At 73.7% G+C, this 13,299-nt stretch carries 14 protein-coding genes; 5 read left to right on the top strand and 9 right to left on the bottom strand.

Translation table 11 applies throughout. The features are described 5' to 3' along the window. Positions 1-2 precede the first annotated feature (2 nt). The 3 genes from ACFPL3_RS11350 to ACFPL3_RS11340 all read left to right on the top strand — a co-directional run bounded on the left by ACFPL3_RS11350 (position 3) and on the right by ACFPL3_RS11340 (position 3,290). Positions 3-1,133, top strand: coding sequence for a Gfo/Idh/MocA family protein (locus ACFPL3_RS11350; protein ID WP_343939718.1), 1,131 nt, complete (start codon positions 3-5; stop codon positions 1,131-1,133). A 97-nt stretch (positions 1,134-1,230) separates the two neighbouring features. Next, the gene (locus ACFPL3_RS11345; protein WP_343939720.1) at positions 1,231-2,400 is read left to right on the top strand and encodes a dihydrodipicolinate synthase family protein; all 1,170 of its coding nucleotides are present in this window, start codon (positions 1,231-1,233) and stop codon (positions 2,398-2,400) included. Next, positions 2,397-3,290: a sugar phosphate isomerase/epimerase family protein gene (locus ACFPL3_RS11340; RefSeq protein WP_343939722.1), complete on the top strand. Its 894-nt coding sequence runs from the start codon at positions 2,397-2,399 to the stop codon at positions 3,288-3,290. The genes ACFPL3_RS11345 and ACFPL3_RS11340 overlap by 4 nt, the downstream gene beginning before the upstream one ends. Positions 3,291-3,365: 75 nt before the next feature. On the opposite strand, the gene ACFPL3_RS11335 is transcribed toward ACFPL3_RS11340, so the two are convergent. Genes ACFPL3_RS11335 through ACFPL3_RS11325 form a run of 3 tightly spaced genes read right to left on the bottom strand, consistent with a single transcriptional unit; the run spans position 3,366 to position 6,308 of the window. Next, the gene (locus ACFPL3_RS11335) at positions 3,366-4,178 is read right to left on the bottom strand and encodes an SAM-dependent methyltransferase (RefSeq protein WP_343939724.1); all 813 of its coding nucleotides are present in this window, start codon (positions 4,176-4,178) and stop codon (positions 3,366-3,368) included. A gap of 7 nt (positions 4,179-4,185) precedes the next feature. Next, positions 4,186-5,634, bottom strand: coding sequence for a cytosine permease (locus ACFPL3_RS11330; protein WP_343939726.1), 1,449 nt, complete (start codon positions 5,632-5,634; stop codon positions 4,186-4,188). 35 nt (positions 5,635-5,669) lie between these two features. Continuing rightward, positions 5,670-6,308, bottom strand: coding sequence for a class I SAM-dependent methyltransferase (locus ACFPL3_RS11325; RefSeq protein WP_343939728.1), 639 nt, complete (start codon positions 6,306-6,308; stop codon positions 5,670-5,672). An 88-nt stretch (positions 6,309-6,396) separates the two neighbouring features. On the opposite strand from ACFPL3_RS11325, the gene ACFPL3_RS11320 reads away from it, so the two are divergent. Beyond that, entirely contained in the window at positions 6,397-6,705 is a 309-nt protein-coding gene (locus ACFPL3_RS11320) for a hypothetical protein (RefSeq protein ID WP_343939730.1), read from the top strand. 9 nt (positions 6,706-6,714) lie between these two features. On the opposite strand, the gene ACFPL3_RS11315 is transcribed toward ACFPL3_RS11320, so the two are convergent. From ACFPL3_RS11315 to ACFPL3_RS11290, 6 genes are read right to left on the bottom strand one after another with little or no spacing between them, the layout of a single operon-like run. Next, the gene (locus tag ACFPL3_RS11315) at positions 6,715-7,344 is read right to left on the bottom strand and encodes a proteophosphoglycan 5 (RefSeq protein ID WP_343939732.1); all 630 of its coding nucleotides are present in this window, start codon (positions 7,342-7,344) and stop codon (positions 6,715-6,717) included. A gap of 50 nt (positions 7,345-7,394) precedes the next feature. After that, positions 7,395-8,111 carry an HAD family hydrolase gene (locus ACFPL3_RS11310; RefSeq protein WP_343939733.1) on the bottom strand — a complete coding sequence of 239 codons (717 nt, stop codon included), beginning with the start codon at positions 8,109-8,111 and terminating at the stop codon, positions 7,395-7,397. Between the two features lie 22 nt (positions 8,112-8,133). Further along, a complete protein-coding gene (locus tag ACFPL3_RS11305; RefSeq protein ID WP_343939735.1) occupies positions 8,134-8,475 on the bottom strand; it encodes a hypothetical protein in 342 nt (113 codons plus the stop codon). Beyond that, positions 8,472-9,911 carry an Nramp family divalent metal transporter gene (locus ACFPL3_RS11300; RefSeq protein ID WP_343939737.1) on the bottom strand — a complete coding sequence of 480 codons (1,440 nt, stop codon included), beginning with the start codon at positions 9,909-9,911 and terminating at the stop codon, positions 8,472-8,474. The genes ACFPL3_RS11305 and ACFPL3_RS11300 overlap by 4 nt, the downstream gene beginning before the upstream one ends. Before the next feature lie 30 nt (positions 9,912-9,941). Further along, positions 9,942-10,820: an NAD(P)-dependent oxidoreductase gene (locus ACFPL3_RS11295; RefSeq protein ID WP_343939739.1), complete on the bottom strand. Its 879-nt coding sequence runs from the start codon at positions 10,818-10,820 to the stop codon at positions 9,942-9,944. Further along, positions 10,817-12,163, bottom strand: coding sequence for an NAD(P)H-dependent oxidoreductase (locus ACFPL3_RS11290; protein ID WP_343939741.1), 1,347 nt, complete (start codon positions 12,161-12,163; stop codon positions 10,817-10,819). Before ACFPL3_RS11290 ends, ACFPL3_RS11295 begins: the two co-directional genes overlap by 4 nt. 114 nt (positions 12,164-12,277) lie before the next feature. Here ACFPL3_RS11290 and ACFPL3_RS11285 point away from each other — a divergent pair, with 114 nt between their 5' ends. Next, on the top strand, positions 12,278-13,291 hold the full coding sequence (locus ACFPL3_RS11285) for a LacI family DNA-binding transcriptional regulator (protein ID WP_343939743.1): 1,014 nt from the start codon (positions 12,278-12,280) through the stop codon (positions 13,289-13,291). Positions 13,292-13,299 lie beyond the last annotated feature (8 nt).

Genomic DNA, 13,299 nt, shown 5'->3' with positions numbered 1-13,299 from the left:
GCATGCGCATCGTCATGAACGGCGTGACCGGGAGGATGGGGTACCGCCAGCACCTCGTGCGGTCCATCCTCGCGATCCGTGACGACGGCGGTGTGCTGCGCCCCGACGGCACGCGCCTGCAGGTCGAGCCCGTGATCGTCGGCCGCAACCGCGAGAAGCTCACCGAGATCGCCCGCAAGCACGACATCGAGACCGTGCACACCGACCTCGACGCCGCCCTCGAGGACGACGCACCCGTCTACTTCGACTCGCTCGTCACCAGCGAGCGCAAGAAGACGATCCTGAGCGCGATCGCCGCGGGCAAGCACGTCTTCACCGAGAAGCCGATCGCCGAGTCGGTGGCCGAGGGCGAGGAGCTGGTGGCGGCCGCCGAGGCCGCGGGCATCGTCAACGGGGTCGTGCACGACAAGATCTACCTGCCCGGGCTGATCAAGCTGAAGCGGCTGATCGACTCCGGGTTCTTCGGGCGGATCCTGTCCGTGCGCGGCGAGTTCGGCTACTGGGTGTTCGAGGGCGACCTGCTCCCGGCCCAGCGGCCCAGCTGGAACTACCGCGCCGAGGACGGCGGCGGGATCGTCCTCGACATGTACTGCCACTGGAACTACGTGCTCGAGCACCTGTTCGGTGGCGTCGAGGCCGTGATGACCAAGGCCGTCACGCACATCCCGCAGCGCTGGGACGAGAAGGGCGAGCCCTACGAGGCCACGGCCGACGACGCGGCGTACGGGATCTTCGAGCTGCCCGGCGGCGTCATCGCCCAGATCAACTCGTCGTGGGCCGTGCGGGTCGACCGCAAGGAGCTCGTCGAGTTCCAGGTGGACGGCACCCACGGCTCCGCCGTCGCGGGCCTGTTCGGCTGCCGCATCCAGCCGCGTGTGCGCACCCCCATGCCGGTGTGGAACCCCGACGTGCCCACCGACCAGGACTTCCGCGCCCAGTGGGAGCAGGTGCCCGACAACCAGGAGTTCGGCAACGGCTTCCGCGCCCAGTGGGAGCAGTACCTGCTCGACGTCGACGCCGGCCGCCCGCACCCGTACGACTTCGCCAGCGGTGTGCGCGGCCTGCGGCTGGTGGACGCGGCGCTGCGGTCGTCGAGGGAAGGCGTGCGCGTGGAACTGGAGGCGTCGAAATGAGGTGCCCCACGCGTGCCACGAACGCCAGCAAGGTGGCTTTGCTGGCGTATTACGCCAGTAAAGCCACCTTGCTGGCATACGGGGCGGGGGGTGTGGCGTGACCGCCCTCGGTTCTCGCATCGCACTGCCCGTCGCCGGGGGTGGGTGGCGCACCGTCGAGCTCGCCGCGCCCCGCGAGTGGGCGCCCCACCCCGAGCCCTACCGCACCCGGGTGGCGTTCGCGGCCGCGCACGTGGTGGGCGACCCGTGGGGCGAGAACGTGCCCGGCGCGCCCGCCGTCGTCGACTGGGACTCCACGCTGGCCTTCCGCCGCCACCTGTTCTCCTACGGCCTGGGCGTCGCCGAGGCCATGGACACCGCGCAGCGCAACATGGGCCTGGACTGGCCGGCCGTGCAGGAGCTGGTGCGCCGCAGCGCCGAGCAGGCGCGCGCGGCGGGCGCCCGCATCGCCGCCGGCGCGGGCACCGACCACCGCACCGACCTGCGCATCGTCGACGACGTGCTGGCCGCCTACACCGAGCAGGTGGAGTACGTCGAGGGCACCGGGGCGCAGGTGATCCTCATGGCGTCACGGCAGCTCGCCGCCGTGGCCGCGGGCCCGGACGACTACCTGCGCGTCTACGAGGCGCTCCTGCGCCAGGTGCGCGAGCCGGTGATCCTGCACTGGCTCGGCGAGGCCTTCGACCCGCAGCTGGCCGGCTACTGGGGCTCTGCCGACGTCGACGCGGCCACCGCCACGTTCGTGCAGCTCGTGGAGGCGCACGCGGCGAAGGTCGACGGGGTGAAGGTGTCGCTGCTGTCCGCCGAGCACGAGGTGGGGCTGCGCGCCGAGCTGCCCGAGGGGGTGCGCCTCTACACCGGCGACGACTTCCACTACCCGGAGCTGATCCGCGGCGACGGCACCCACCACTCCGACGCGCTGCTCGGCGCCTTCGCGGCGATCGCACCGGCCGCGTCGGCCGCGCTGGCGGCGCTCGACGAGGGCGACCTCGAGCGCTACGACGCCGAGTTCGCGCCCACCCTCGCCCTGTCGCGGAAGGTGTTCGAGGCGCCCACCTTCTACTACAAGACCGGCATCGCGTTCCTGTCGTGGCTCGCCGGGCACCAGCCCGGGTTCACGATGGTCGGCGGGCTGCAGTCGGCCCGGTCGGTGGTGCACCTGTCCGAGGTGTTCGCGCTGGCCAACGAGGCGCGGCTGCTGCCGGACCCGGAGGCGGCGGCCGCGAAGGTGCGCGGCCTGCTCGACGTGGCCGGGGCGGTGCGGTGACCGCGCTCGACGTGCCCAGCGGGCGCCCGGCCCGGGTCGCCACGCCCGCGCCGGGCGACCCGCGGCTCGCCCGGCTCTCGCTCAACCAGCGCACCACGGCCAACTGGAGCCTCCGGGAGGCCGTGGACGGCGCCGTGGCCGCCGGGCTGCCCGCGATCGGGCTGTGGCGCGAGCCGGTGGCCGAGACCGGCCTCGAGACCGCGCGCAAGATCGTCGACGACGCGGGCCTGCGGGTGTCCTCGCTGTGCCGGGGCGGCTTCTTCACCGCCTCCGACCCGGCCGAGCGCGCCGCGGCGCACGAGGACAACCTGCGCGCCCTCGACGAGGCCGCGACCCTCGGCACGACGGCGCTGGTGCTCGTGCCCGGCGGGCTCCCGCCGGGGGACAAGGACCTGGCAGGCGCCCGCACCCGGGCCGCCGAGGCGATCGCCGCGCTCGTCCCCGCGGCGGTGGAGCGGGGCGTGACGCTCGGCATCGAGCCCATGAACCCCATCTACGCCGCCGACCGCGGCGTGGTCTCCACCCTCGCGCAGGCGCTCGACATCGCCGAGCACTTCGCCCCGCACGAGGTCGGCGTCGTGGTCGACACCTTCCACGTGTGGTGGGAACCCGGCGTGCACGAGCAGATCGCGCGGGCGGGGGAGCGGATCGTGTCCTACCAGGTGTGCGACTGGATCACCCCGTTGCCGGCCGACTCCCTGCTCGCCCGCGGCATGATGGGCGACGGCCACGTCGACTTCCCGGCGTTCACCCGCGCGGTGGCGGCGGCCGGCTACACCGGCGACGTCGAGGTGGAGATCTTCCACGCCGACGTCTGGGCGGCCCCCGGTGCCGAGGTGGTCGCCACCATGGCCCGGCGCTACGTGGAGCTGGTGGAGTCGTACCTCTGACCGCCGGAGAGCGCACCCGCTGGACGAACGGCACTCTCGTACCGCTCTATCGGACGAGAGTGCCGTTCGTACAGGTCACCTCTTCAGGCCGACCCCGCCGAACTCGGCGACGGCGGGCGGCTCGCCGAAGATGTTCGGCTCGGGCCGCCACAGCTGGATGGGGACCAGCCCCGGCTCCACCACCTCCAGCCCCTCGTAGAAGGCGGCGAGCTCGTCCTGGCTGCGGACGTTGTAGGGCACCTCGCTGCGGTCGCGGTAGCGCTCGAGCGCGGCGATGTACGCCTCGCTGGTGTCGTCGCCGTCGCACTGCACGAGGTAGCTGCCCGCGGGCAGGCGCGCCAGCAGGCGCTTCACGATCGACCGGGCCTCGTCGTAATCCTGCACGTGGCCGAGCACGCCGAGCAGGATCAGCGCGATCGGCTGGTCGAAGTCGAGGGTCTTCGTGGCCTCGTCGAGGATCCGCTCGGGGTCGTGGAGGTCGGCGTCGATGTAGGTGGTGACGCCCTCGGGGGAGCTGGTGAGCAGCGCGCGGGCGTGGGCGAGCACGAGCGGGTCGTTGTCGACGTAGACGATCCGCGACTCGGGGGCCTCCTGCTGGGCCACCTCGTGGGTGTTGTTGGCGGTGGGCAGGCCCGTGCCGATGTCGAGGAACTGCCGCACACCCGCCTCGTTCGCGAGGTACCGGATGGCGCGGGACAGGAAGTGGCGGCACGCCCGGGCCTTATCGCGCTGGCCGGGGTAGATCGCGAGGAACTCGTCGCCGGCCTCGCGGTCGGCCTGGTAGTTGTCCTTGCCGCCGAGCCAGTAGTTCCAGATCCGCGCCGAGTGCGGGGTCGTGATGTCGATCTCGCGCGGCGCCGGGGTCCCGCCGCGCGTGCTGTCCGTCATGGATTCCCTACTTGTCCTCGAGGTTGCCTGCCTTGCGGCCGGTGCCGGTGAGCAGGAGGTAGACCACCGCTGCCAGCACCGAGGCGACGACGAGGCTGACGTCGACGCCGCCTGCGATGCCCGCGAGCGGGCCGTTGAAGAGCGGGGTCTGGATCGTGAGCAGCCCGGCGACGGACCCCACGGCCCACGCCACCGCGGCCGGGACGTGCCAGCCCCCGGTGTACCAGTACCGCCCGCCGGTCTCCCGGCGGTTGAACACCTGGAGGTCGTCGGCGTGGTAGCGGCCGCCGATCTGGAGGAACCCGAGCCCGAAGACCACCGCCCACGGCGCGCTCAGCTCGGCGAGGACGAGCAGCGCGGCCGCGATCGACCCCTGCACCGTGGGCGCGAGCAGGCCGAGGTACACCAGGCCGACCGCGACCACACCGATGATCACGGTAGCCCGGGCCCGGGTGAACCGCACCACCAGCGCGTCCAGGTCGAGGCCCGCGCTGTAGAGCGACGACGCGGTGAGCCCCACCCCGCCGAGGAGCGCCAGCGGGAGCAGCACGACCGCGTACCAGAGGGGCGACTCGGCGGCGAGGCTCACCGGGAACGGGGCGAAGGGGTCGGTGAAGGCGGTGGAGACCAGGGCGCCGACCGTGGCGGGCACGACGAAGCCGATGAAGACCCCCGCCGACGCGATCGGCACCAGCCGGCCGGCGGGGTGGAGGTCGGAGCGGATGTAGCGGGTCCAGTCGCCGAGGATCGTGCACACGACCAGCGCCCCCGCCACGCCGACCGTGGTGGCCACCGACAGCCAGGTGGCCCAGAAGCCGCCGAGCAGGTACTCGCCGCCTGCGTAGTCCCACTGGATCGAACCGCCGAACGCGAACGGCATCAGGATCAGCAGCGTGCCGCCGACGACCGCGAGCACCGCGGTGGAACGCACCAGCCACCGGTACCCCCAGATGGCCACGGCCGCCGCGATCGCCGTGACGACCGCGAAGGCCACCGCCTGGGTGCCCTGGCTGTCGGGGAGCCCGAACAGCCTGCCGGCGACGGCGACCCCGGCCGCGCCGCTGGTCCACACCGTGAGGGCGACCGAGACGAGGCACGTGGCCAACCCGATCCCGCTGCCGATGACCCGCCCGCGGACCCCGAACGTCGCCCCGGACGCGGTGGCGTTGTTCGTGGCCGCCCGGGAGCCGGCGAGGATCAGCGGGACGAGCAGGATCTGACCGACGGCGGTGCCCACGGCGATCGCGGTGATCGTGGCCCACAAGCCGAGCCCGAACGTGATCCCCACCCAGCCGAACGCCACCGCGCCCAGCCCGACCGACGTGCCGACGAAGACCACGAAGAACGTGCCGGGGGTCGACGTGCGTTCCTCGTCGGGAATGCGGTCGACACCGATCCGCTCGAAGCCGGCGCCGAGGGCCGGGCTCTCCGGAGAAGGTTGGTGGCTGATCCCCATGTCATGTCCCCCAGGTGGCAGCCCGCGCTGCATGATCACGACGAGTGCTGGCGTGACTCTATCGGGTGCATCCCGCCAGGTCTCGGATCCCGGGCCTCGTGGACGATCGCGGGCGGGAGGTTGCGCCACACCGTGGGGCTGGTGGTGACCGCGGCGAAGTGGGCCCGCAGGTCGGCGAGCTGGCGGCGGGCCGGCGGCGCCCACCGCGTCCAGGTGTAGCCGAACTGCGTGAACACGCCGGTGGGCGCGAGCACCTCGGTGATCACGGCGTGCAGCCCGCGGCCGTCGGGCCCGGGGGAGTACGCCACCCACGGCAGCCCGCTCACGACGGCGTCCACGGCGCCGACCCCGCGCTCGGCGAGCAGGCGGGGCAGCTCGCGGGCGTCGGCGCGCACGACGTCGACCTCGGGGTGGCGGCGGGCGAGCAGCCGCGCCCACCGCTCGTTCAGCTCGACCGCCACGTGCCGCGCCCGCCCGCCGGTGCGCTCCTGGATCGCGCGGGTGAACGCTCCCGTGCCCGGCCCGAGCTCGACGACGACGGGGGCGCCGGTGGCCGGCACGGCCCGCACCATCGCGGCGGAGAGCGCCCGGGAGCTGGGTGTCACGGATGCGGTGTGGAGGGGGTCGCGCACGAACTCGCGCACGAAGCGGCCGGTGTCAGCCCACGCCGTCACGGCGCAACCGTAGCGACGACCCCTTCCCTCACGGAGGGTGCACATCTACGGTCGGTGGTGATGCCCGTCACGTGAAGGGGGGACCGCCGTGCACCCGCATCGACTGCAGCAGCTCGTGGCGTCCGTGCCGGACACCGTGGACGCCGACCAACGCGCCCGCCTGCTCGCCCACGTGCAGGCCTCCGACCGGTGCCGCGTGCGCATCGAGTGCGTGAGCGCCGAGCTGGACCGGATCCTGGACGGGGTGGGCAACACCGACCGGGCCGTCGACCTCGCCTCGGAGCTGGACGGGCTCGAACGCGTCCAGCAACGCATGGACCGGCGCCTCACCGCGCTCGTGGACGAGCTCACGAGCACGCCGCGCGCCGTGCCCTACGACGACGGCGTGCCGGCCTGACCAGCCGCGTCAGGCCCGGAGGAACGCCTGCGCTGCGGCGGCACCCGCCACCGCGTCCCAGCCCTCCGGGCCGATCACGGCCCGCACCTGCTCCTCGGTGACCGCGGCGTCGGCGGCGATCAGCGCGTCGATGGCCTCGGGGTCCGGCGGCGCGCCGGCGAGGCCCGGTGCGTCCTTGGCGAACTCGGCCACCAGCACGCGGCACGGGCCGTCGTCGAGCGCGGGGAGACCGACGGAGTCCAACCCGTCGTCGAGGTCGTAGGCGGCGCGGCGCCACCCGCCGTCGGCGAACCCGTACACGAACCCGACCCACAGGTCGCGCCCCATCGCCGCCTCGGCCGGCGGCGCCCACCAGGCGGGCGCCCCGGCCAGCAGGTCGGTCTCGGGTTCCTCGAAGTACGCGGCCGCGGTGCGGAAGTACGTGTCGGAGTACTCGTGGTCGTGCCCGACGAGCACGGCGCGCCCGTCGCCGAGGTGGTGCAGGTCGGCCCAGTTGCCGCCGCCGTCGTCGAAGTGCCACACGGGCCCGTCGGCGTGGCAGCTGTCGCCCCAGCCGCGGGCCGCGCACACGGCGGCGAACGCGGCCCACCGCCCGCGCATCGCGTCCGGCTCCGGCAGGTCCACCGCGATCAGTTCCATGGTCGCCCCCCTCGGCCCGTGGTGTGGAAGGGCGTCATGCTCGCAGGGCGCTACGCCCCGGCGGCACCGGGCCGGTCGAGGAGCGCGAGGACCGGGCGGAGGCCGTCGGGGCGGCGGTCGACCGGCAGGTGGTCCACGAAGTGGACCGCGCAGCCGACGGCGGTGGCACCGGCGTCGGCCGTGCGGTCGTCGCCGACCATCAGCACGTCGTGCGGGTCGGTGCCGAGCGCGTCGCACGCGCGCCGGAAGAGCTCCGGGTCGGGCTTCTGGATCCGGTGCTCGTACGACAGGACGTAGGCGGCCACGGCCGGGTCGAGCCCGTGGGCGCGGAAGATCGGCCGCAGGTCCCAGCCGATGTTGCTGATCACACCGACGGGGACGCCCCGCCGCTGCAGCGCGTGCAGGACGTCGGCGGCGTCCGGGTACGGGCGCCAGGCCGCGGGGGTCATGTGCCGGTCGTAGAGCGCGTCGTACAGGCGGGGGTCGGGCAGCGGCACCTTCCGGGCGAGCCCGGTGTAGGCGGCGCGGTGCCGCTCGGCGCTCTCGTCGCGGGTGGCCCAGAGCTCCGCGAGGTGGGCCGGCACGGCTTCCGGCGGCGGCCCGCCCGGGAGCGCGCCGGCGCGCTCGAGCTCCCGGACGAGCCGGTCGACCTCGGCGCCCGGCTGCTCGGTGCCGGTGTCGGCGAGGACCGCGGTGAGCCACTGCCGGGTGGACTCGATGCGGAAGAGGGTGCCGGAGAAGTCGAAGAGCACTCCCTTGATCGCCATGCCCCCATGTTGCCCGACGCCGTCAGCCGGCCGTCCGGTGCAGCCGGGTCTCCCGGAGGCAGAGCAGCGCGCCCACCGCGGCCACCAGGCCGAGCACCGGCTGCACCAGCAGCAGCACCGCGCTCAGGACGAGCGAGGACACCGCGAGCAGCCGCCACGTCGACGCCCGCCGTGGATCGCCGCCCACCCGCCGCGGGGACGCGGGCCGTGGCGCGAACCGCGCGCCGAAGAGGACCTGCACGAGCGCGGCCAGCGCGAACACGGCGGCCCACAGCCACGATCCCCCGGCGGCCCGCAGCCCGGCGAGCACGAGGAAGCAGCCCGCCGCGATCAGGTGGCCGGGCGCGATCGGTAGCCCGGTCATCCCAGCGACCCCACGTACTGGCCGAGCGCCACGAGCCCGGCGCCGAGCAGCACCACCGACGACACGGCCACCAGCACGCGGGTGGCCGGCCGGATGCGCAGCGCGGCGGGGAACGCGCGCCGTTCCAGTACGAGCAGGCCGAGTCCGTAGACGCCGCAGGCGATCGTGCCGCCCACGATGTTGGCGGGCGTGATGAGGGCGACGAGGTCGGCGCCGGTGAGCACCAGCGCGGTGCCGCCGAGCAGCAGGTAGGGGTACACGACGCGGCGGGTGGCGCCGAAGCCCGCCCGGCGCACCTTCTCCGAGACGGCCGACAGCGACTCGTAGGTGGTGCGGGAGTAGACCTCCCAGAGCGCGTACATGGTGCCGAGGAAGACCATAATGATCGCGACGACGTAGAAGTGCTCGAGCACCGGGTGGACGACCCCGAGCACGTCCCCCTGGTAGGTCAGCACGTTCTGGCCGCTCGGCACGTTCTGCGCCGCGCCGAGGATCTCCTTGCCGGTGATCACGAAGGCCACCGCGGTGAGCGCCATGGCCGTGAAGCTGAGCACCACGTCCCCGAGCGGCGCGCGCGACCAGCCGCGCACCCGCTCCCGCTCGCGTGCCGAGTCGGCCAGGGCGAGCGGTCCGTCCGCCGCCTCGTCGCGGCCGGGCAGGCCGAGCGCGCCCCAGCGCTTCTCGCGCATCAGCCCGGCGTACCCGATGTAGTCGTACATCCCGCCGCCGAGGCCGCCCATGAACACCACGGCCTCCACCCAGACCGCCCGCTCGGCGATCTCCGGGTACTCGGTGAACACGTAGGGCTCGTAGCCGAACCCCTGCGGCACGAACCCGGCGAGCACGTCGAGCCACTGCGGCTGCGCGGCGAAGACGGCGACGACCACGAGGGTGACCTTGAGCGCCACGATGGTGACCTGCGCGCGCTCCAGCAGGGCGTACCAGCCGAACCACGCCAGCGCTGCGGCGAGGACGAGCAGCACCAGGCCCCAGGCCACGGCCGGGCCGCCGACGACGAGGGAGAGGTAGCTGCCGATGCCGGTGGCGAGCGCGCTGGCCACGAACGGGAACGACAGCACGGCCAGCGCGCCGATGAGCGCGGGGAACCAGCCGCGCGGTCCGGGGATGACGCGCGCGAGCCCGCTCATGGGATGTTCGCCGGTCAGCACGATGTAGCGGTTGGACGCGTAGATGATCGCGGCCTTGGTGACCGCGCCGATCACCACCAGCCAGAGGATCGCGTAGCCGAACACGGCCCCGAGCCGCGAGGCGAGGACCGTCTCCCCGCTGCCGACGGTCAGCGAGGCGATGATCGCCCCCGGACCGAAGAACAGCAGGATCGTGCGGGGGTTCATCCGCCGCCGCGCGAGCTCGCGCGGCACCTCCGGCAGGAGCGGCGGTGACGTACCGGCCTCCGGGTGTTCCGGACGCGCCATTGCAGATCCTTCCTTCCGTGGACGTCGGTGTCAGGAGCCCGCGCGGACGGTGCGCAGCAGCCCCGAGTGGTCGAGCTCGCCGTCGCCGCCGGTCACCATCCGGCGGAACTGGTCGTGCAGCAGTGCCGTGAGTGCCGACGGCGCGTCGACGGCCTCCTCGGCCTCGCGGGCGAACGCGAGGTCCTCGAGCTGGTTGCGGGCGCTGCCGCCGCCGGTGAAGTCCTCGCGCAGCCACCGGTCGCGCTTCTGGTCGAGCACGGCGGACCCGGCGAGCCCGCCCGCGAGCGCGGAGAGCAGGTCGGCGCGGGGCAGCCCGTAGCCCTCGGCCAGGCAGAGCGCCTCGGACAGGGCGGCGATGGTGCCGGCCACCACCACCTGGTTGCACGCCTTGGCGAGCTGGCCCGCCCCGACCGGGCCGAGGTGGACGATCGTGGTGGCGATCGCGGCGAACACCGGCGCGAGCACCTCCACGTCGGCCGGGTCGCCACCGACCATGAGGCTGAGCGTGCCCCGCTCGGCGTGGGGCACGCCCCCGCTCATCGGGGCGTCCACGACGCGCACGCCGTGCTCGCGCCGCAGCCGGGCGGCGAACCCGCGCACGGCGACGGGGGAGACCGTGCCGTGGACGACGAGCGTGGGCGTCCGCACGCCGCGGCGGCGCCAGCCCGCCAGCAGGCCGTCCGGGCCGTGCAGCACGGTCTCCACCTGCGGTAGGTCGGGCAACACCGTGAGCACGACGTCGGCGGCCGCGTCGGCGAGCGTCGCCGCCTCCCGCGCCCCGAGGGCCGTGACGGCACCCGCCTTGCCCGGCGTGCGGTTCCAGACGGTCAGCCCGCCGAGGCGGCGGGCGAGGTTGGTGGCCACGGGCGCCCCCATCGGCCCGAGCCCGAGGAGCGAGAGTGCCGTCACGGCTGCTCGAGGAGCCGCTCCGTCTCGCGCCGCAGCTCGAGCACCCGGCCGAACGCGGGGTCGTCGACCCGCACGTCGTCCCAGGTGACGATCGCCCCCTTGGGGACGTCGCGGCGCAGCTCCACGTGGTGGGCCAGCGCGATCGGCAGCGCGCCCCGCTCGACCGACCCGCGCGCGGAGATCAGCTTCCCCCACACCGCGTAGCCGCCCTCGCCGTCGAGCACGTCGCCCGCGGCCAGGTTCTTCTTCGCCGTGGCCACCACGTCGGCGCGGAAGCCGGTGGCCGTGCCGGTGGCCACGCCGCGCAGCGCGGCGTTGGCGATCGAGATCCCCAGCTCGAGGCCGATGTAGTGGTACGGGCGGTAGAGCGCGGCGTACCGGTTCGTGGGGTCCGGGTGCCATGCGTACTCGGCGAAGCAGTTGTTCGCCACGTAGTCGTTCGTCGCCTTCACCACCACGAACACGCCCTCCTGCGTGTTGTGGGGGATCCAGGTGCCGTCGCGGGCGACGCTGGACATGACGTCCACCGTGCCCTCGTGTGCCAGCACGCCGCCCACGTCGCGGGGCCTGCAGACGGTGGCGATCTGCTCGACGTCGCCGGGGGTGAAGGTGAGCCCGTCGTCGGACGGCACGAGCCCGGCCGCGTTGGCGACGGCGGCCATCTCGATCGCCGCCTTCGTGCCGTCGCGGAACGCCGTGTGCATGAACGGGTTGAGCTGGCCCGAGTCGGTGAGCTCCTTCGAGAACTCCCAGTGCTCCCAGACGTTGTCGGGGTTCATCTCGTGGTAGTGCTCGAGGTACTTGGTGCCCTTGCCCGCGCAGACCACCTGGAAGCCGCTGGTGCGGGCCCAGTCGACGAGCTCCATGATCAGCGCGGGCTGGTCGCCGTAGGCGAGCGAGTAGACCACGCCGCGCTCGGCGGCCCGACGGGCGAGCGCGGGGCCGACCACGGCGTCCGCCTCGACCGTCACCATGATCACGTGCTGGCCCGCGTCGAACGCGGCGAGCGCGTGTCCGCTGCCCGCGATCGGGTTGCCGGTGGCCTCCACGACGACGTCGATCCGGTCGGTGAACAGGGGAGCGGCCTCCGGCAGCACCGCGGTGGTCCCGCCGTCGAGCGCGGCGCCGAGGTCGTCGGTGACGGCGTCCGGGGGCCAGTCGACGAGCTTCAGGGCCTGCCGCGCCCGGTCGGTGTCGATGTCGGCGATGGCCGCGACGTGGATCCCCGGGGTGGTGCGGGCCTGGGCGAGGAACATCGTGCCGAACCGGCCGGCACCGATGAGCCCGACCCGGATCGGGTTGCCGTCGCGCTCGCGGGCCTGCAGGAGGTCGTGCAAGTTCACGGGACTCCCTGGGTGTTAGGGTGGTAACGGTTCCAGTTTCGTACCATGTGCGTTTCTCCCGGGTCAACGGGCGCGGTGGGGTTTACTGACGCGTCGCAGCGCGGAGGGGGAGGCATGAAGAAGGCGGCCACCATCCGGGACGTCGCCGCTCGTGCCGGCGTCTCGGTCTCGGTGGTCTCGCGCGTGCTCAACGGCACCGGACCCGTGGCGGCGCCGAAGCGCGCCCAGGTCCTCGACGCGATCGAGGCGCTCGCCTACCGCCCGCGGGCCGCCGCCCGCCAGCTCAGCCAGGGCCACAGCGACACCGTCGGGCTGCTGCTCGCCGACCTGACCAACCCGTTCTTCGCCCGCCTCGCCGACCGCGTTGTGGCCGACGCCCGGGCCCGCGACCTGCAGATCCTGCTCATGACCACGCAGGAGGACCCGCACCTGGAGGCGCAGGCCCTCGACACGCTGCTCGACCGCTCCGTCGGCGGGATGATCGGCACGCCCACCGGCCACAACGTCGAACGGTGGGAGAAGCTCGCCGCCCTCGACATCCCGGCGGTCTTCGTCGACCGCACCGTCGCCGAGCTCGACCAGGTCGACGTCGTGAGCATCGAGAACGTGCAGTCGGCCGCCACCGCCACGCGGCACCTGCTCGACCGGGGCCACACGCGGGTGGGGATCGTCTCCGGCCCGCTCGACACGAGCACGGGCGTGGAACGGGTGCGCGGCTACGAGCAGGCGCTGCGCGAGCGCGGTGTCGCCCGCGACGAGCGCCTCGTGCGCCCGGCACCGTTCCGGGGCGACCGGGGTGCCGACGTCGTGGCCGAGATGCTCGCGCTCGACGAGCCGCCCACCGGCCTCGTGGTGGCCAACACCGCGCAGGTGCGGGTGGTGCTGAAGATGCTCGCGCAGGCCCGCATCGCGATCCCGGGCGACCTGTCGTTGGTGGTTTTCGACGACAACCCGTGGACCGACCTGATCCGCCCCCCGCTCACCGCCGTCCGCCAGCCGATCGACATGCTCGCGCTCCACTCCGTCGAGCTGGTGCACGCGAGGATGCGGCAGAAGTTGCCGCCCGCGCCCCGGCGGATCAGGGTGCCCGCAGAGTTCCTCGAACGCTCCAGCACCACCCACCTGTAGGGAGAGCC

It is taken from the genome of Pseudonocardia zijingensis, assembly GCF_042657305.1.
GTDB classification, from domain to species: domain Bacteria; phylum Actinomycetota; class Actinomycetes; order Mycobacteriales; family Pseudonocardiaceae; genus Pseudonocardia; species Pseudonocardia zijingensis.
This window is presented reverse-complemented; position numbering and strand designations above follow the sequence as displayed.

Bases quoted from the DNA above. Each gene is read 5' to 3' on its own strand.
- ACFPL3_RS11350 (WP_343939718.1), top strand. From the start codon at position 3: ATGCGCATCGTCATGAACGGCGTGACCGGGAGGATGGGGTACCGCCAG.
- ACFPL3_RS11335 (WP_343939724.1), bottom strand. From the start codon at position 4,178: ATGACGGACAGCACGCGCGGCGGGACCCCGGCGCCGCGCGAGATCGAC.
- ACFPL3_RS11330 (WP_343939726.1), bottom strand. From the start codon at position 5,634: ATGGGGATCAGCCACCAACCTTCTCCGGAGAGCCCGGCCCTCGGCGCC.
- ACFPL3_RS11315 (WP_343939732.1), bottom strand. From the start codon at position 7,344: ATGGAACTGATCGCGGTGGACCTGCCGGAGCCGGACGCGATGCGCGGG.
- ACFPL3_RS11310 (WP_343939733.1), bottom strand. From the start codon at position 8,111: ATGGCGATCAAGGGAGTGCTCTTCGACTTCTCCGGCACCCTCTTCCGC.
- ACFPL3_RS11305 (WP_343939735.1), bottom strand. From the start codon at position 8,475: ATGACCGGGCTACCGATCGCGCCCGGCCACCTGATCGCGGCGGGCTGC.
- ACFPL3_RS11300 (WP_343939737.1), bottom strand. From the start codon at position 9,911: ATGGCGCGTCCGGAACACCCGGAGGCCGGTACGTCACCGCCGCTCCTG.
- ACFPL3_RS11285 (WP_343939743.1), top strand. From the start codon at position 12,278: ATGAAGAAGGCGGCCACCATCCGGGACGTCGCCGCTCGTGCCGGCGTC.